The sequence below is a fragment of the Xanthomonas euroxanthea genome (assembly GCF_900476395.1).
Classification (GTDB): Bacteria; Pseudomonadota; Gammaproteobacteria; order Xanthomonadales; family Xanthomonadaceae; genus Xanthomonas; species Xanthomonas euroxanthea.
In genome coordinates, this window is sequence record NZ_UIHB01000010.1 from 88,163 (window position 1) to 105,598 (window position 17,436).

A 17,436-nucleotide genomic window follows, 5' to 3' on the forward strand; every position below is an offset into this window, starting at 1 on the left:
TTGCCAGCCATCCGGTGCGGCAACCTCGGCCGCACCGGATGCCGTCAAGGCGTTACGGGGCGTAATGCGAAATGCGCCGCCCGTTGATCTTCAGCGTGCGCATGGTCGACTTCGGGTCGTCGGTGGTAATCAGCCCGAACCGCTGCGACATCAGGAAACCGATGTCGCCGCGGTGGTCTGCGGTATCGGATTTGCCCTGGTACGAGGAATACAGTTGCGACAATCGGTAGCAGCACGAACCGTTGTTGCTGATGAACTCGCCGGCACCCGGGCCATCGGGAATGGCCTGAAAGATGGCAATGCGCTTGCCCTCGGCACGCGCTGCGTTCTTCTGGCCCTGCAACAGGCCATCGTCCTGCTTGACGTTGATTTCCAGCGTGTGGGCATAACGCTGCCATTCGACGCGACTGGCCGGCACATCGATCTTCGCCAGCATGTTGGTGGTGTAGACCGGGATGGCATGCACATACCGGGAGTTGCCGACAAAGGCGGCCGGGTGCGGGAACAAGGTGGCGTTGACCTTCATCGCCACGACCTGCTCGGGATGATCGGGAAACGCCTTCAGGGCAGCGGTGTGTACCGCGCGAACGCCATCGGCCGACTTGACGTCGAAGATCAGCGGCAGCTGCATGTTGTTGCGCTTCCAGTACGCAAACAACTCGTCCAGGCTGTACATCTCCCACCCGGTGACGGTGCCACGGTCCGGCGTGAGCAGGTGCAGTCGCTTGATGTTGGCCAACGACAGGCTGCTGACCAGCGGGTTGGCGCCCTGGTTGGTTCTCGGGTTGTACTTGGCACCCCCGACGACGGTGTACACGTCGGTGGTGCGCCCAAGGTTGAAGTCGTGGCTCAGCACCGGCATGCCGTCCTGGGTCACCTTGACGTCCAGCTCGACGCCGTCCATGCACTGCACGTCGGCATTGAGCACGGCGCGGCTGGAGTTTTCCGGAATCGCTGGATCGCCCGAGTATTTGCCCCACAGGCCGCGGTGGGCCAGCACCAGGGTATCGGCGGTGAACTTGTCGTTGAGGATCTCCGCCATCTTGTTGGCAGTATTGCCACAGGATGCCGCAGCAAGTTGCGGCATGGCCGCCAGCACGGCCAGCGCGCCGAGCAGGCGGCAGGCACGGGCCAGGGGATGTGGAACGAGGGTGGTCGGCATGGTCTCTGTGTCCCGGTTCGTAGGTGCAGCAAGGGCAAGGGATGGACGAGAGCCGACAGGTCGACGCAATCGGCGGACTCGCTTGCAGCGCACTCGCCAGCCGGTCGATACCGGGGGTGAGGCCAAGCCGTGCGTGATCAGCGTTCGGCTTGTGCGCCAATTTAGTCACCCTAGATGACTTAATTTCTTCGCTGGTGTTGCGGTTGTTCGCGATCGCGCAGGCATTGCGTGCAAAACGAAGCGGACGATGCGATCGCATCGATGCCACGCGAGGACGCAGCGCTGTCGTGCATGCGCGCGCAGCGCGTCGGACGCCAGCGCACCGAGGTCTGATGGGGCGTGCGCACGGGTCGTCACGATGCTGGATCGCTGCCGGCACCGGCGCGGTGCGCGCGGTCGACCGATAACCCCCGCCCTTCGCGTCAGAAGACGATCGTAGGGACGTGGCAACACAGGCGCTGCCCGCTGCCAGCCTTGGCCAAAACGCAAAACGCCGGCACTAGGCCGGCGTTCTGCGACTGCTCAGTGACTGTACGTCAGTGACCCGACGCGCCGCTGGCACCCAGACCGGTTTCGGCACGGATCTGCTGCGCCTTGAACGCGGCACGTTCGTTGGCGGCCTGCGGGCTGTGATCCAGGATCGAGAACAGCCAGATGCCGACAAAGCCAATGGTCATCGAGAACAGTGCCGGCGAGGTGTACGGGAACGGCGCCGAGCCGGCTGCATTGCCCAGCGTGTCCACCCACACCGACGGCGACAGCACCGTCAGCACCAGCGAGGAGATCAGGCCCAAAAAGCCACCGACCACCGCACCGCGGGTGGTGCAGTTCTTCCACAACAACGACAGGATCAGCACCGGGAAGTTGGCCGAGGCGGCGATGGCGAATGCCAGCGACACCATGAAGGCCACGTTCTGCTTCTCGAACACGATGCCCAGCAGCACCGCGATCACGCCCAGCACCAGGGTGGTGGCGCGCGAGACCTTCAGCTCCGAACCCGGCGCCGGGTTGCCCTTCTTGATCACCGTGGCATACAGGTCATGCGACACCGCCGAGGCACCGGACAGGGTCAGGCCTGCGACCACCGCCAGGATGGTGGCGAAGGCCACCGCCGAGATGAAGCCCATGAACACGTTGCCGCCGACCGCGTTGCCGACCAGCACCGCCGCCATGTTGGCCGCGCCCTTGCCGCCGTGGATGGTGCCGGTGGTGACATCGGCGAACTGCGGGTTGGTCAGCACCAGGGCGATCGCACCGAAGCCGATGATGAAGATCAGGATGTAGAAGTAGCCGATCCAGGTGGTGGCCCACAGCACCGACTTGCGCGCCTGCTTGGCATCGGGAACGGTGAAGAAGCGCATCAGGATATGCGGCAGGCCGGCGGTGCCGAACATCAGCGCCATGCCGAAGGAGATCGCCGAGATCGGATCCTTCACGAAACCGCCCGGCCCCATGATCGACAGGCCCGCCTTGGCCGCGTCCTCGGGCGATGCACCGCCGTTGGCCGCGATCGCCGTCTTCACCCGCACGCCCTCGGCAAACAGCGCCTCGAAGCTGAAGTTGAAGTGCCACATGATCGCCACGGCCATGAAGGTCACGCCGGTCAGCAGCAGCACCGCCTTGATGATCTGCACCCAGGTGGTGGCGGTCATGCCGCCGAACAGCACGTAGACCATCATCAGCACGCCGACCAGGGTCACCGCCACCCAGTAGTCCAGCCCGAACAGCAGCTTGATCAACGCGCCGGCGCCGACCATCTGTGCGATCAGGTAGAACAGCACCACCACCAGCGTGCCCGACGCGGCAAAGCTGCGGATGGCAGTCGGCGCGAAGCGATAGCCGGCCACGTCGGCGAAGGTGTACTTGCCGAGGTTGCGCAGCCGTTCGGCCATCAGGAAGGTCAGGATCGGCCAGCCGACCAGAAAGCCGATCGCATAGATCAGGCCGTCGTAGCCATTGGCCATCACCGCGGCGGTGATACCCAGGAACGAGGCCGCCGACATGAAGTCGCCGGCGATCGCCAGGCCGTTCTGGAAGCCGGTGATGCCGCCGCCGGCGGTGTAGAAGTCGGAGGCCGACTTGGTCTTGGCCGCCGCCCACTTGGTGATCCACAAGGTGCCCAGCACGAAGAAGGCGAACATGCCGATCGCCACCCAGTTGGTGGGCTGCTTGTCGACCTGGCCCATGTCGCCGCCGGCGGCCAGCGCGATGCCGGCCGGCAGCAGCCCGGCCAGGATCAGGAGAAGACGCGAATACTTGCTCATTTGCGGGCGTCCTCGAGGATCTGCGCGGTCAGCTGGTCGTAGGTGTTGTTGGCGCGGCGCACGTAGATGGCGGTGATGGCGATGGTGAACACCATCACCCCGATCGCGATCGGAATCCCGATCGAGGTCACGCCTTCACCCATCGGCTTGGCGAGGAATTCCTTGTCGAAGGCGATCAGGCCGATGTAGCCGTAATAGGCCAGCAACATCAGCACGGTGAGGGTCCAGCCCAGCGTGTTGCGCTGGCGCTTGAGTGCGTGGTACTTCGGATTGGCATCGATCTTGGCGATCAGTGCGTCATTCGAGACGGTCATTGTCTGTCTCCTGGTAGAGCGCTGGTAAAACGACGGTGGCCTTGCCCGCTCCACCGCAGTGGAGCGGGCCGCCAATGGCAAAAACTAGAAGCTGTACTTGGTGGTGAATTGCAGGCGCGAAATGTCGCCGCTGTCGCCGTTCTCGGCTTCGCGGCGGCCGTACATCAGCTCCGCGCCCACATCGACCTTGGGCAGCGGCGAATAGAACACGTTGGCGCGGATGCTCTGCTGCGACTTGCTCGCGAGCGCGCCGGTGTTGGCGATGTCGTGGTCGTAGTTCACGCGCGAATACATGATGGTGCTGCGCAGCTTGGCGTTGTAGTCGTGGCGCCAGGCCACCCAGCCGGCGATCGTGCTGACGGTCTGGATGTTGCCGTCGATGTCGATCTCCACATCCGAGCCGTTGCCCAGGCCCAGGTAGCGCCCCAGGCCCTCGCCGTAGCTGAGCTGGTAACGCAGATCGTTGTTGGCGTTGATGATCCAGCGGCCGCCGCCGGCGATCGCGCCGCCGAAGTCGGTGTCGTTGGTGAGCGCGCTACGCGTGCGGTACTGGCGCGCGATCGCCGACAGGCCGAACGTGCCCCAGGTGCCCTTCCAGTTGTAGCGCGCGGTCAGGTCCGGCATCGCGCCATGGTCCGAGGCCAGGATGGTGTTGCCGCCCTGGTAGGGCGTGGTCAGTGTCTCGGGATTTTCCGCCGACACGCTGAAGGCGCCGCGGGTGTAGCGGATCTGGGTCTGGCGGCTGAACAGCGCGCCGTCGGTCGGCCCGACGATGTCGGCCGCCTCGGGCAGGATCGTGGAATCGATGAAGTTGGACCAGGTCTGGCCGGCCAGCCAGTTGTTCCAGCTCACGTAGGCGTGGCGCAGGGTGCCGCCGTACAGATTGTTGACCTGGTTGGCCAGCGCGTTGCCGAAGAAATCCAGCTCGATGAAGCCGGTGATCTTGTCGCCGTTTTCGGTGACCGTGTCCACGCCCAGGTTGAAGCGCGAGAACTTGGCGTGGAAGTCGGTGTCGGTGCTCGAGGCCTGGCCACCGACCGGCGTCTGGGTCGGGATGTACAGGTAGCGCCCCACCGCGCCTTCGGGCAATGCGCCGTCGGAGGTGCGGGTGGTCATGAAGTCGGCCTTGATGAAGCCACCGTAGCGGAACGTCGTCCCCGCAGCTGCATTGGGTGTGATGCTGGTCAGCTGGATCGGCCGCTTGCCGGCCGGCACCGCCGGCGCGGCAGGTGCCTGCGCCTGTGCGGCACGCACCTCGGTCACCTGGGTCTGCGTCTGCGTGATCTGGCCCTGCTGCTGTTGTTGCGCAGACACCAGCAGCTGGACCTGACGCTCGAGCTCGGCGATGCGCGCTTCCAGCGCCTTTTCCTTGGCGGTCTGCGCGAACGCCACGCCCGGCAGGATGGTGGCCACCAACAAGGCAGCCGCCAGCGGATGGCGCACTAACGGTGCAGTACGGTGTGTCATGGACCCCTCTCCCCGATATGGCCTCGCGCTTGATGGCGATGCTGTGCGGAGCGTGAGGCAGTCCGCGCTTTGCAGCCTATTCGCCTTTGGTCGTAGCTGCAGCGCAGCATTCCACAAGGTGACCGATCGTCGCACCAGGGCCGGCAACGGATTGCGGATCACCGGCTGCGGCAGGTAAGACCAAGGTCTAAGGCCCGGTTGAACGCCGGGACAGAATGGATACGGCACACTGATTGTCTACCGAGGGCAGCCGCAACGTCCTCTTCCGACAAGTTCATCGCAAGTGAGGGTGCCATGGCTGAGGTTTATCCCGTCGATCCCGCGTTCGCCGCCAATGCGCGCATTACGCGCGAGCAGTACGCAACGCTGTATCGCGAATCGATCGAACACCCCGAGCAATTCTGGGGCAAGGCCGCACAGCGGCTGGAATGGTTCAAGCAACCCACCCAGGTGAAGGACGTCAGCTACGCGCTGGAGGATTTCCACATCCGCTGGTTCGGCGATGGCGAGCTCAATGCCAGCGTCAACTGCCTGGACCGCCAGCTGGCCACGCGCGGCGACAAGACCGCGCTGTTGTTCGAGCCCGACAGCCCGGATGCGCAGTCCTATCCGGTCACCTATCGCGAGCTGTACGAGCGCGTCTGCAAGCTCGGCAATGCGCTGCGCAACCTGGGCGTCAAGAAGGGCGACCGGGTCACCATCTACCTGCCGATGATCGTCGATGCCGCCGTGGCCATGCTCGCCTGTGCGCGCATCGGTGCGGTGCACTCGGTGGTGTTCGGCGGGTTTGCGGCCAATTCGATCGCCGACCGCGTGATCGATTGCCAGAGCAAGCTGATCATCACCGCCGACGAAGGCCTGCGCGGCGGCAAGAAGATTCCGCTCAAGGCCAACGTCGATGCAGCGCTGAAACTGCCCGGCACCAACACCGTGGAAACGGTGCTCGTCGTGCGTCACACCGGTGGTGCGGTCGAGATGCAGGCACCGCGCGATCGCTGGTTCCACGATGTGGTCGACGGCCAGCCGGCCGCGTGCGAACCCGAGCGCATGAACGCGGAAGATCCGTTGTTCATCCTCTACACCTCCGGGTCCACCGGCAAGCCCAAGGGCGTGCTGCACACCACCGCCGGCTACCTGCTGTTTGCCAGCTACACGCACGAAGTGGTGTTCGACCTGCGCGAGGACGACATCTACTGGTGCACCGCCGACGTGGGCTGGGTCACCGGCCACAGCTACATCGTCTACGGTCCGCTCGCCAACGGCGCCACCGCGGTGATGTTCGAAGGCGTGCCGAACTATCCGACCGTGTCGCGCTTCTGGGAAGTGATCGACAAGCACAAGGTCAGCATCTTCTACACCGCACCCACCGCGATCCGCGCGCTGATGCGCGATGGCGAGGAGCCGGTCAAGAAGACCTCGCGCAAGAGCCTGCGCCTGCTCGGCAGCGTCGGCGAGCCGATCAATCCGGAAGCCTGGCGCTGGTACTACGAGGTGGTCGGCGACAGCCGCTGCCCGATCGTGGACACCTGGTGGCAGACCGAAACCGGCGGCATCCTGATCTCGCCGCTGGCCGGCGCGGTCGATCTCAAGCCCGGCTCGGCCACCCTGCCGTTCTTCGGCGTGCAGCCGGCACTGGTGGATGCCGAAGGCAAGGTCCTGGAAGGCGCCACCGAAGGCAACCTGGTGCTGCTGGATTCGTGGCCGGGCCAGATGCGCTCGGTGTACGGCGACCACCAGCGCTTCATCGACACCTACTTCCGCACCTATCCGGGCAGCTACTTCACCGGCGACGGTTGCCGCCGCGATGCCGATGGCTATTACTGGATCACCGGCCGCGTGGACGACGTGATCAACGTGTCCGGCCACCGCATCGGCACCGCCGAAGTGGAAAGCGCGCTGGTCTCGCACCCGAAGGTCGCCGAAGCGGCGGTGGTCGGCTTCCCGCACGACGTCAAGGGCCAGGGCATCTATGCCTACGTGACCTTGATCGCCGGCGAAACCCCGAGCGAGGAACTGCACAAGGAACTGGTGACCTGGGTGCGCAAGGAAATCGGCCCGATCGCCTCGCCCGATCATCTGCAGTGGGCACCGGGCCTGCCCAAGACCCGCTCGGGCAAGATCATGCGCCGCATCCTGCGCAAGATCGCCGAAAACGCCCCCGACCAACTCGGCGACACCTCGACCTTGGCCGACCCGTCGGTGGTCGATTCGTTGGTCAATGAGCGGTTGGCGCGCTGAGAGGCGGGGATTGGGCATTCGGGATTGGGGATTGGTGGATGAGGGGCGCGGATTGGGGATTGGAGAGCGGGCATTCGCAGAAGCGGGTTCCCACTCCTTCGCCATTCCCCTCCTCGATCCAGCATCAAGCGGCATTCGGGAAGCGGATGGCGTGCTCAGACCGGCTGTTGCGAACTCCGGTGCACGAATTCCGGCCTCCCTGCGTCCACGAATCCCGACTCCCCAGTCCCGACATCCCATGCTTTTGCGAATCCCGAATCCCCAATCCCCAATCCCGGCCCCTCAATGACCACCCTGCTGATCGCCGACGACCATCCCCTGTTCCGTGAGGCCTTGCGCGGGGCTGTGCAGCGCGTGATGCCGGGCGTGCAGTTGTTCGAGGCCGACACGGTGGATGCGCTGTACACCCTGGCCGATGCGCAACCGGATGCCGATCTGTTGTTGATGGATCTCAACATGCCGGGTGCGCAGGGATTCAGCGCGTTGGTGCACATGCGCTCGCTGCATCCGCAGCTGCCGGTGGTGGTGGTGTCGGCGCGCGAGGAGCCGACGGTGATGCGGCGTGCGATCGACCATGGCGCGTTCGGGTTCATTCCCAAGTCCGCCGATTCGGACACCATCGGCCGCGCCCTGGCGACGGTGCTCGATGGCGAGCGCTGGATCCCGGCAGAGGCGCAGAACCTGCCGCCGACCGACAGCGAAGAACGCGAAGTGGGCCAGCGCCTGCGCGATCTCACCCCGCAACAGTTCCGCGTGCTGCAGATGCTCGGCGCCGGGCGGCTCAACAAGCAGATCGCCTACGATCTGGGCGTGTCCGAGGCCACCATCAAGGCGCATGTCACCGCGATCCTGCGCAAGCTCGGCGTCACCAACCGCACCCAGGCGGTGCTGATGGCCGGCAAGCTCGCCATCGATGCCGACGGCATCGTACTGCCGCCGCCCGAAGACGACTGAGCACGCTGCAGCGACCGGCTGCGCGCACCGTCAGCGCAGACCGATCGCCGCCGCAGGAAACGCTGCCGGTGGCAGCTCCGGTACGCTCGTCAGCGCAGTGGCTGGCCCGTGCAGACCTTCGACGCGCGTTGCGGCGAGGGCGCGTGCCACACCGCGTTGCCGTTTTCGTCCTCGCCTTCATAGATCGCATAGCGCCCATCGTCCTGACGATGCATGGTCGGGCTGAAGGTGAGGAAATCGGTGCGTCCGTCCGGGCCAATGAACTGCATATCGCCTCCACAGGCGATATTGGAATTGGTTTCCGGCCCCAGCGCAGCGCAGGTGACCTGCGAGGTCTCCGCACGCACCACGCGCGTCACGCGCGGCCGGACCAGCCCGCGATCGGCGGCCTCGCAGAAGTAATCGGCAAGCACCGTGCGCATCTCACGCTGCGACGGCATCCAGGACGGGCAGCTGCTGTACGCATCGGCGGTACAGCTTGAGACCACGGCAGCGGGCTGGCTGCGATCGGGCGCAGCAGCGAGGCTGTCTTGCAGTGACAGCAACAGGCAGGCGGCGACAGCCAGCAGGGAAACGTAGGAAGGCATCGGAGCGTGGGGTTGGAGTGCGCAGGGCGTGCGACTGTACGCCATGCGCAGTTGATGCCATGCATGCCCGCGCTGCGGCATCGGCAGGTGCGTGGCATGCTGTGCGCCTGCGGCGCGTCGGTGCGTGCCGGTGCCAGGGGATCCATGCAGCCACTCTCTTTTCCGCGCGGCCCGCTCGGGCTGCTCCTTGCGCTGGCCGCACTCGGCTGCGGCAGTGCGCAGGCCAACGACAGCAGCTTCGGCGACGACAACGGCACCATCCGGCTGTTGCATCAGCCCGATATCAGCATGGACAAGGAAGCGCTGCTGCTCAGCGAGGAGCGCGTGCAAGTGGACTACGTGTTCACCAACCACAGCGCGCGCGCATTGAGCGTGCCGATCGCCTTCCCGATGCCGCCGATGTATTTCGGCATGGCCGATCACAGCGAACTGACCGATTTCAACCTGTGGGTGGACGGCAAACCGGTGACCACCACGCGCAAGCTGGTGGTGTTGCTGGACGATGGCAGCGACATCTCCAAGGCATTCGCCGCCACCGGCTGGAGCACCGACGATATCGCCGCGTTCGCCGAATCGGGCAACGTGCCGACCGGGCGCACGCCGTTGCCGGCGCGCTGGATCGACCGGGACCAGCAACCGCGCTTCACGCTCAGCGAGTACTTCGTCTGGCAACAGGTCTTCCCGGCACGGGGCAGCGTGCAGATCCGGCATGCCTACGCGCCCAGCCTGTCCACCGGCGTGCCGCAGGGCAGCGCGTTCCTGCTGGAGTCGTATGCAAAGCGCACCTGCATCGAACCAGCCACCAAGGCCAGCATGCAGCGGCGCGAGGGTGCGCACGGCATGGGCTGGGCCAACCTGCGTTATGTGCTGACCACCGGCAAGAACTGGAACGGCCCGATCAAGGACTTCCAGCTGACCATCCGCAAGCAGAACGCCAGCGACATCCTCAGCCTGTGCTTCGACGGCGCACTGAAGAAGATCGATCCGCTGACCTTCCAGTTCAGGCAGGCCGACTTCGTGCCGATGCGCGATCTGGAGCTGCTATTCGTGCGCGGCATCGAGTGACCGGCGGGGCCAGCACCCGCTGGCCGAACGCGCGTCTGCCTGCTGCCAGCGCGTTGCAGACGCGCTGCAGATCAGCGCTGATTGATCGCGCAACCGCTTGTGTTCGCCTGGCGACAGGGCGCCGCGTCATCGGTCGGCAATGGTCGGTGCCAGCGGCAAGGATCAGATGACGGCGGCAACGCTCGCAGCCACTGATCGCAGGAACACGCGCAGTCATTGCAGGCACTGTTTCATCGATCTTTCGGATGGTGCTGCGCGCCACGCAGACACGGCGCACTGCTGTTGATCGACACACCACAGTTGCGCAATCGACCCCTGCCAACCGCTGCGAGACTGGCAAGCCCGAGCGCAGCGGCGTGACCGCCTCCACAACCCCGCACCGCGCGACATCGCAGTTGTCGATATCACCATTGACCATCAGCTCATGCCTGGGCAAGGCTCGGGCTTGATGACGCTACTGGAGCTGGCATGGCGCGACGTTTTCCCTGGCTCTGGATCGGGCTGCTGGTTGCCTGTGCATTGATCGCGGTGCTCGCATGGCAGAACAAGCAGCTGCGCGCGCAGCAGCAGATGTTGCAGACCCGCATCAGCGCTCCGTATGACGGCATGTACGTGCCGCGCATCGCGGTCACCGATACCCAGGGCCAACGCCATCTGCTCGGCGTGCCGCAGGGACAGGCGCAGGTGCTGTTCTTCTTCACCACCACCTGCCCGTATTGCCAGCGCTCGGCACCCACCGTGCTGCGTGCGGCAAGGCAGTTGCAGGCCAATCTGCCCGGCCGTCCGCAATTGCTCGGCGTATGCCAGTGCGATGCGGCGCAGGCTGCGCGCTATGCGCATGTGCATGGCTTCGATTTTCCGGTGGTCACGTTGACCGATCGTCGCGCATTGATGCTGTTTCGCGCGCGCAACGTGCCACTGCTGATGGCCATCGATGGGCAGGGGCGCGTGCGCCATTCCCGTCTTGGCGTCTTCGATACCACGGAGCAGGTGCAGGACCTGGTCGCCGCGTTGCGCCGCACGGATGCGCCAGCGGCTTTGGCAACGGTGAAGGAGTGATGCATGAAGAAGCGTTGGGGTACTTTGCGGACGGCGTTGATGGCGGCCACGTTCCTGGCCAGTACCGGTTTCGGTGCGTTCCAGGTCATGGCGGTGGATAACGCACAGCCGAAAACCGAATCGTGTAGTGCGTGGGCCTGCAAAGCCGAGTGTCCGGAGTTTGGCGGCGACCTGGGGCAAGGCAACGTCTGCTACTGCTGCGGCTAGGAGCGGCGAGCGAAACGCCTGTGCAGCTACGTCTTGTTAGCCACGCCAGGTCTGACGGCGGGGTCCCCCCGGACCCCGCCGTTTAGCCGCATCGCTGGATGCTGCAGACCGCGCTCAGCGCAGCGCGCGGTAACTGAAATCACGCAACACCACTGCGCCTTGCTGCGCAGCGTAGATGCCGAGCTGCAGGCTCAGGAAGCCGCCGAACACGTTGTGGTGAAAGCCTGACATTTCCATGCGCGTGGGGTGGCGAATCCACTGCCGGCCATCGTCGAAGCAATAGTCGAAGGTCACCACATGCGCATCGTTGCTCAGACGCAGGCGGATGCGTCGGTGCGTATTGGGCGCGCGTGCCCACACCAGTTCTTCGGAGTATTCGTAGGTCTTGATGGTATCGGGCGTAACGCCGATGCCGACGAAGGCCTTGTGGTTGAACCGCACGTGGCTTGCGCAGCGTTGGTGCCTGTCTTGCGCCCGTCGCACGAGGCCATGCGGCAAGGATTTCGATACAGACCGGGTCCTACGTCGTGCGACGCTGGCGAGCGGGGCGGGCTGACGGCCTACCGTGGCGCTGCACGGCGCACGTATCGGCCTTGTGGCCCGCGATGCTGCACTGCAGCGTGATCTGTTCACTCATGATTGCGATATTCATATGCGAACAGACCGGCATCGGCCGGCTGGTGGATGTCGCGATGCCCAGCTCCTGCTTCCCAGATTCCGTGTGCACCTGCCCCGCGACCGCCCTGCGCGCGGAGTGTGCGGCGTGAGCGTTGCGCGGCAGCGTCTGGGCGGCACCGATGTGCAGCTGTCGGCACTGGGGTTTGGCGCCGCGCCGATCGGCAATCTGTATACCGAGGTCGATGACGGCCAGGCGCTGGCCGCGGTGGCGGCTGCGTACCAGGCCGGCATCCGGCACTTCGACACCGCGCCGTACTACGGCTACGGGCTGAGCGAGACGCGCCTGGGCCGTGGTTTGGCCGGCGTGCCGCGCAGCGCCTACACGCTGTCGACCAAGGTCGGCCGCTGCATCCACGACGACGCGCAGGCCACCGCCGGGCGCGACGGCTTTGCCGTGGCGGGCCGGCGCGCCGAGTTCGACTACAGCGCCGACGGCGTGCGGCGCGCGTTTGCCTCCAGCCTGGAGCGCCTGGGCACCGACTACATCGACGTGCTGCTGCTGCACGACATCGGTGCGCTGACCCACGGCGACAACCACGCCAACGTCCTGCGCCAGGCCTTGGAGGAGGCCTTGCCGGCGATGGCGGAGCTGAAGGCGGCCGGTGCCTGCGGGGCGATCGGGCTGGGGGTCAACGAGCAGGACGTGGCGCTGGAGGTGCTGCCACGCTTTCCGCTCGACTGCGTGATGCTAGCCGGCCGCTACACGCTGCTGGAGCAGCACGGTGCCCGCGCGCTGCTCCAGCAGGCGCAGCAGCGCAACGTGGCGATCCTGTCGGCCGGCCCGTACAGCTCCGGCCTGCTCAGCGACGCACATGGCCCCGGCGCGACCTACAACTATGCCCCGGTCGACACCGCCACCCTGCAGCATGCGCAGCGCCTGTATGCAGCCTGCGCGGCGTTCGGGGTGGATATCGGCGCGGCCGCGTTGCAGTTCCCGCTGGCGCATCCGGCGGTGACCACGGTGGTGGCCGGCATGCGGACGGTGGCCGAGGTGCACTCGGCCGCCACGCGGTTGCAGGCGGCGATTCCGCCTGCGCTGTGGCAGCGCCTGCGCGATGACGGCCTGCTCGACGCGGACCTGCCCACGCCATGAGCCGCATCGACGCGCATCTGCATTTCTGGCAGCTGGCCCGTGGCGATTACCACTGGCTGACGCCCGAACTGGCGCCGCTGTATCGCGACTTCGGCCCCGCCGATATCGGCCAGGCGCTGGACGCTGCCGATATCGATGGCGTGGTGGTGGTGCAGGCCGCCGCGACCGAGGCCGAAACGCGCTACCTGTTCGAGCTGGCGCGCGCCGATGCACGCATTGCCGGCGTGGTGGGCTGGGTCGATTTCGCCGCGCCCGATGCCGCCGCGCGCATCGATGCGCTGGTGCAGGCCGGCGACGGTGTGCTCAAGGGCCTGCGCCCGATGGTGCAGGACATCGCCGATGCGCAGTGGCTGGCCAGTCCCGCGCTGGATGCCGCCTTCGACGCCCTGCTCGCGCACGACCTGGCCTTCGACGCCCTGATCCGCAGCGTGCATGTGCCGGCACTGCAGGCGCGCCTGAAGCGCCATTCGCAGTTGCGCGTGGTCGTCGATCACGGCGGCAAGCCGCAGATCGCCGCGGGCGAATTCGTCGCCTGGGCGGCCGGCATGGCCGCGCTGGCGCAGCATCCCACCGTGCACTGCAAGCTCTCCGGCCTGCTCACCGAAGCAACGCGCGGCGCCGGCGTGGAGGCGCTGGAGCCGTATGTCGCGCATCTGTTCGCACGCTTCGGCCCGCAGCGCATGCTGTGGGGCAGCGACTGGCCGGTGCTGACCCAGCGCGCCGAGTATGCGCAGTGGCTTGAGATCGCACAGCACCTGGTTGCCACACACGCAAACGGCCATGCCAAAGCGGTGTTCGGCGACAACGCACGCACGTTCTATCGTCTGCCACGGCCGGCGGCCCCCACCCACGGAACCTCTTCGGTATGACTGTCTCGATCCCTGCAACTCCCAACGACCGCCTGCATGGCAAGCGCTGCCTGATCACCGCCGCCGGCGCCGGCATCGGCCGCGAAAGCGCGCTGGCCTGCGCGCGTGCCGGTGCGCAGGTGATCGCCACCGATATCGACGCCGCAGCCTTGCAGGCGCTGGCAGCCGAATCCGATGCCATCACCACCCAGCTGCTGGATGTCACCGATGCATCGGCGGTTGCCGACCTGGTCGCCGCGCACGGCCCGTTCGATGTGTTGTTCAACTGTGCCGGCTTCGTGCACCAGGGCAGCATCCTCGATTGCGACGAGCCGGCCTGGCGCCGCTCGTTCTCGATCAACGTCGATGCGATGTACTACACCTGCAAGGCGGTGCTGCCGGGCATGCTCGAGCGCGGCCGCGGCAGCATCATCAACATGTCCTCGGTGGCCTCCAGCATCAAGGGCGTGCCGAACCGCTTCGTCTACGGCGTCACCAAGGCCGCAGTGATCGGCCTGAGCAAGGCCATTGCCGCCGATTACGTGGCCCAGGGCGTGCGCTGCAACGCAATCTGCCCCGGCACCATCAAAACGCCGTCGCTGGGCCAGCGCGTCAAGGCGCTGGGCGGCGACGAACAGGCGGTGTGGAAGAGCTTCACCGACCGCCAGCCGATGGGCCGCCTGGGCGACCCGCGCGAAATCGCGCAGCTGGTGGTGTACCTGGCCTCGGACGAATCGTCGTTCACCACCGGCCAGACCCATATCATCGATGGCGGCTGGTCGAACTGAGTACGACGATGGATCGCGGCGCCGCGCACCACTGCCAGATGCGATGCGTCCCGCTCGTCCGCCTCGGTTTGCGCCCGCCGCCCTTACCCACCCGATGCATGCGCGCCAGCGTTGCTGGCCGCTCCATTCCTCACCTGCAAAGGAAGACTGCATGAAACTCGTACGCGTTGGCGCCCCCGGCCAGGAACGTCCCGGCCTGATCGATGACCAAGGCCGCATCCGCGATCTGAGCGGTGTGATCGACGATGTGGCCGGCGAGCACATCACCAATGCCGGCCTGGACAAACTGCGTGCGCTGGATGTGGCCACGCTGCCGCTGCTCGAAGGCGAGCTGCGCTATGGCGCCGCCGTGGGGCAGATCGGCAAGTTCATCTGCGTGGGCTTGAACTACGCCGACCACGCCGCCGAATCGGGCATGGACGTGCCCAAGATGCCGATCCTGTTCATGAAGGCCACCACCGCGGTGACCGGGCCGAACGACACCGTGATCATCCCGCGCGGCTCGGTCAAGAGCGATTGGGAAGTGGAACTGGGCGTGGTGATCGGCGATGTGGCGCGCGATGTCACGGTGGACGAGGCGCTGAACCATGTCGCCGGCTACGCGGTGATCAACGACCTGTCCGAGCGCGAATTCCAGCTCGAACACGGCGGCCAATGGGTCAAGGGCAAGAGCGCCGACACCTTCGGCCCGATCGGCCCGTGGCTGGTCACCCGCGATGAAATCGCCGACCCGCAGAACCTGTCGATGTGGCTGGAGGTCAACGGCCACCGCTACCAGAACGGCAGCACCCGCACGATGGTGTTCGGCGTGGCCGAACTGGTCAGCCACATCAGCCGCTACATGACACTGATGCCGGGCGATGTGATCAGCACCGGCACCCCGCCGGGCGTGGGCCTGGGCCAGAAGCCGCCGGTGTACCTGAAGCCGGGCGACGTGATGGAGCTGGAGATCGAAGGGCTGGGTCGCCAGCGCCAGCCGGTGGTGGCGCATCCGCGCGATGCGGCTTGAGGCCTCTTTCCTCAGCACCTTTTTCCGCATTGGAAAGAGATAGCGGCCAAGGCAAGTCGTAATACATCCGGCACGATGCAGCCCGAAGCCCCTCTCCCGGCGGGAGAGAGGCTCTGGCGTCCTGCTCCGTTTCCGTCTTACTCCGCGCGTTTCTAATTTTCGCTTCCATCGCCCAGGACTTTCATGCGCACCATCATCGCCCTCGACACCCACGACGTCCGCTTTCCCACCTCGCGCGAGCTCGATGGGTCGGATGCGATGAATCCGGATCCGGATTACTCGGCCGCCTATGTCGTGCTGCGCACCGATGCGCCGGATGACCTGGCCGGCTACGGCCTGGTGTTCACCATCGGCCGCGGCAACGATGTGCAGACCGCCGCGGTGGCCGCACTGGCCGAGCACGTGGTCGGCCTGTCGGTGGACGAGGTCATCGCCGATCTGGGTGCGTTCGCGCGCCGGCTCACCAACGACTCGCAGCTGCGCTGGCTGGGCCCGGAAAAGGGCGTGATGCACATGGCGATCGGCGCGGTGATCAACGCCGCCTGGGATCTGGCCGCGCGCGCGGCGAAAAAACCGCTGTGGCGCTACATCGCCGAACTCACGCCCGAGCAGCTGGTCGACACCATCGACTTCCGCTACCTCACCGACGCACTCACCCGCGACGAAGCGCTGGCGATCCTGCGCGCGGCGCAACCGCAGCGCGCGCAACGCATCGCCACGCTGATCGAACAGGGCTATCCGGCCTACACCACCTCGCCCGGCTGGCTCGGCTACTCGGACGAGAAGCTGGTGCGCTTGGCCAAGGAAGCGGTGGCCGACGGCTTCCGCACCATCAAGCTCAAGGTCGGCGCCAACGTGCAGGACGACATCCGCCGCTGCCGCCTGGCGCGCGAGGCGATCGGCCCGGACATCGCGATGGCGGTGGACGCCAACCAGCGCTGGGACGTGGGCCCGGCGATCGACTGGATGCGCCAGCTGGCCGAATTCGACATCGCCTGGATCGAGGAACCCACCAGTCCGGACGATGTGCTCGGCCACGCCGCGATCCGCCAGGGCATCACGCCGGTACCGGTGTCCACCGGCGAGCACACCCAGAACCGGGTGGTGTTCAAGCAGCTATTGCAGGCCGGCGCGGTGGACCTGATCCAGATCGACGCCGCGCGCGTGGGCGGGGTCAACGAAAACCTCGCCATCCTGCTGCTGGCCGCCAAGTTCAATATCCGCGTGTTCCCGCACGCCGGCGGCGTCGGCCTGTGCGAACTGGTGCAACACCTGGCGATGGCCGACTTCGTCGCCATCACCGGCAAGATGGAAGACCGTGCGATCGAATTCGTCGACCACCTGCACCAGCATTTCCTCGACCCGGTGCGCATCCGGCACGGCCGCTACCTGGCCCCGGAGGCAGCGGGTTTCTCGGCGGAAATGCATGCGTCCTCGATCGCGGAGTTCAGCTATCCGGAAGGACGTTTCTGGGTCGAAGATCTGGCCGGCAACGCCAAGGACTGAGCACGCAGCCCCCTCATCCGCCCTGCGGGCACCTTCTCCCGCGCGCGGGAGAAGGAAGCGGTTGTCCGGCCTAGACTGGAATCCGGACGAAACGGCTCCGCCATCCAGGTGAACGTTTCTGGGTCGTAGATCTGGCCGGCAACGCCAAGGACTGAGCACGCAGCCCCCTCATCCGCCCTGCGGGCACCTTCTCCCGC

16 protein-coding genes and 1 pseudogene are annotated in these 17,436 nt (G+C 66.1%); 11 read left to right on the forward strand and 6 right to left on the reverse strand.

The annotated features are described in order from the left end of the window. Nucleotides 1–52: 52 nt before the first annotated feature. The 4 genes from CPBF1521_RS20420 to CPBF1521_RS20435 form a co-directional block, all read right to left on the reverse strand. Entirely contained in the window at nt 53–1,087 is a 1,035-nt protein-coding gene (locus CPBF1521_RS20420) for a glycerophosphodiester phosphodiesterase family protein (RefSeq protein WP_232087986.1), read from the reverse strand. 611 nt (nt 1,088–1,698) lie between these two features. Continuing rightward, nucleotides 1,699–3,426: a cation acetate symporter gene (locus tag CPBF1521_RS20425; protein WP_104585622.1), complete on the reverse strand. Its 1,728-nt coding sequence runs from the start codon at nt 3,424–3,426 to the stop codon at nt 1,699–1,701. After that, nucleotides 3,423–3,740 carry a DUF485 domain-containing protein gene (locus CPBF1521_RS20430; RefSeq protein WP_104585619.1) on the reverse strand — a complete coding sequence of 106 codons (318 nt, stop codon included), beginning with the start codon at nt 3,738–3,740 and terminating at the stop codon, nt 3,423–3,425. Before CPBF1521_RS20430 ends, CPBF1521_RS20425 begins: the two co-directional genes overlap by 4 nt. A gap of 84 nt (nt 3,741–3,824) precedes the next feature. Further along, on the reverse strand, nt 3,825–5,207 hold the full coding sequence (locus tag CPBF1521_RS20435; protein WP_164739709.1) for a DcaP family trimeric outer membrane transporter: 1,383 nt from the start codon (nt 5,205–5,207) through the stop codon (nt 3,825–3,827). A 294-nt stretch (nt 5,208–5,501) separates the two neighbouring features. Between CPBF1521_RS20435 and acs the strand changes: the two genes are divergently transcribed. Continuing rightward, nucleotides 5,502–7,445: an acetate--CoA ligase gene (gene acs / locus CPBF1521_RS20440; RefSeq protein ID WP_115678106.1), complete on the forward strand. Its 1,944-nt coding sequence runs from the start codon at nt 5,502–5,504 to the stop codon at nt 7,443–7,445. Nucleotides 7,446–7,730: 285 nt separating this feature from the next. Further along, on the forward strand, nt 7,731–8,399 hold the full coding sequence (locus CPBF1521_RS20445) for a response regulator transcription factor (protein WP_010374372.1): 669 nt from the start codon (nt 7,731–7,733) through the stop codon (nt 8,397–8,399). Nucleotides 8,400–8,488: 89 nt separating this feature from the next. On the opposite strand, the gene CPBF1521_RS20450 is transcribed toward CPBF1521_RS20445, so the two are convergent. Then, entirely contained in the window at nt 8,489–8,986 is a 498-nt protein-coding gene (locus CPBF1521_RS20450; protein WP_115678222.1) for a hypothetical protein, read from the reverse strand. Between the two features lie 144 nt (nt 8,987–9,130). Between CPBF1521_RS20450 and CPBF1521_RS20455 the strand changes: the two genes are divergently transcribed. The 3 genes from CPBF1521_RS20455 (at nt 9,131) to CPBF1521_RS20470 (ending at nt 11,317) form a co-directional block, all read left to right on the forward strand. Then, the gene (locus CPBF1521_RS20455; RefSeq protein WP_115678223.1) at nt 9,131–10,051 is read left to right on the forward strand and encodes a DUF4424 family protein; all 921 of its coding nucleotides are present in this window, start codon (nt 9,131–9,133) and stop codon (nt 10,049–10,051) included. A gap of 495 nt (nt 10,052–10,546) precedes the next feature. Further along, nucleotides 10,547–11,110, forward strand: a complete 564-nt coding sequence (locus CPBF1521_RS20465; RefSeq protein ID WP_180708177.1) for a peroxiredoxin family protein — start codon at nt 10,547–10,549, stop codon at nt 11,108–11,110. Between the two features lie 3 nt (nt 11,111–11,113). After that, nucleotides 11,114–11,317, forward strand: a complete 204-nt coding sequence (locus CPBF1521_RS20470; protein WP_016901788.1) for a hypothetical protein — start codon at nt 11,114–11,116, stop codon at nt 11,315–11,317. Between the two features lie 114 nt (nt 11,318–11,431). On the opposite strand, the pseudogene CPBF1521_RS20475 reads toward CPBF1521_RS20470, so the two are convergent. After that, nucleotides 11,432–11,752 (reverse strand): annotated as a pseudogene (locus tag CPBF1521_RS20475) (family 43 glycosylhydrolase); the annotation flags it as partial. A gap of 92 nt (nt 11,753–11,844) precedes the next feature. Between CPBF1521_RS20475 and CPBF1521_RS21905 the strand changes: the two are divergent. The 6 genes from CPBF1521_RS21905 to CPBF1521_RS20500 all read left to right on the forward strand — a co-directional run bounded on the left by CPBF1521_RS21905 (nt 11,845) and on the right by CPBF1521_RS20500 (nt 17,239). After that, the gene (locus tag CPBF1521_RS21905; protein ID WP_370659391.1) at nt 11,845–12,084 is read left to right on the forward strand and encodes a hypothetical protein; all 240 of its coding nucleotides are present in this window, start codon (nt 11,845–11,847) and stop codon (nt 12,082–12,084) included. Further along, complete coding sequence (locus CPBF1521_RS20480; protein ID WP_370659392.1) at nt 11,970–13,088, forward strand: aldo/keto reductase; 1,119 nt, start codon at nt 11,970–11,972, stop codon at nt 13,086–13,088. The genes CPBF1521_RS21905 and CPBF1521_RS20480 overlap by 115 nt, the downstream gene beginning before the upstream one ends. Next, the gene (locus CPBF1521_RS20485) at nt 13,085–13,957 is read left to right on the forward strand and encodes an amidohydrolase family protein (RefSeq protein ID WP_115678110.1); all 873 of its coding nucleotides are present in this window, start codon (nt 13,085–13,087) and stop codon (nt 13,955–13,957) included. Before CPBF1521_RS20480 ends, CPBF1521_RS20485 begins: the two co-directional genes overlap by 4 nt. Beyond that, the gene (locus tag CPBF1521_RS20490) at nt 13,954–14,724 is read left to right on the forward strand and encodes an SDR family oxidoreductase (protein WP_104649882.1); all 771 of its coding nucleotides are present in this window, start codon (nt 13,954–13,956) and stop codon (nt 14,722–14,724) included. The genes CPBF1521_RS20485 and CPBF1521_RS20490 overlap by 4 nt, the downstream gene beginning before the upstream one ends. Nucleotides 14,725–14,875: 151 nt before the next feature. After that, entirely contained in the window at nt 14,876–15,733 is an 858-nt protein-coding gene (locus CPBF1521_RS20495; protein WP_115678111.1) for a fumarylacetoacetate hydrolase family protein, read from the forward strand. Between the two features lie 183 nt (nt 15,734–15,916). After that, complete coding sequence (locus tag CPBF1521_RS20500; protein WP_115678112.1) at nt 15,917–17,239, forward strand: L-fuconate dehydratase; 1,323 nt, start codon at nt 15,917–15,919, stop codon at nt 17,237–17,239. Nucleotides 17,240–17,436 lie beyond the last annotated feature (197 nt).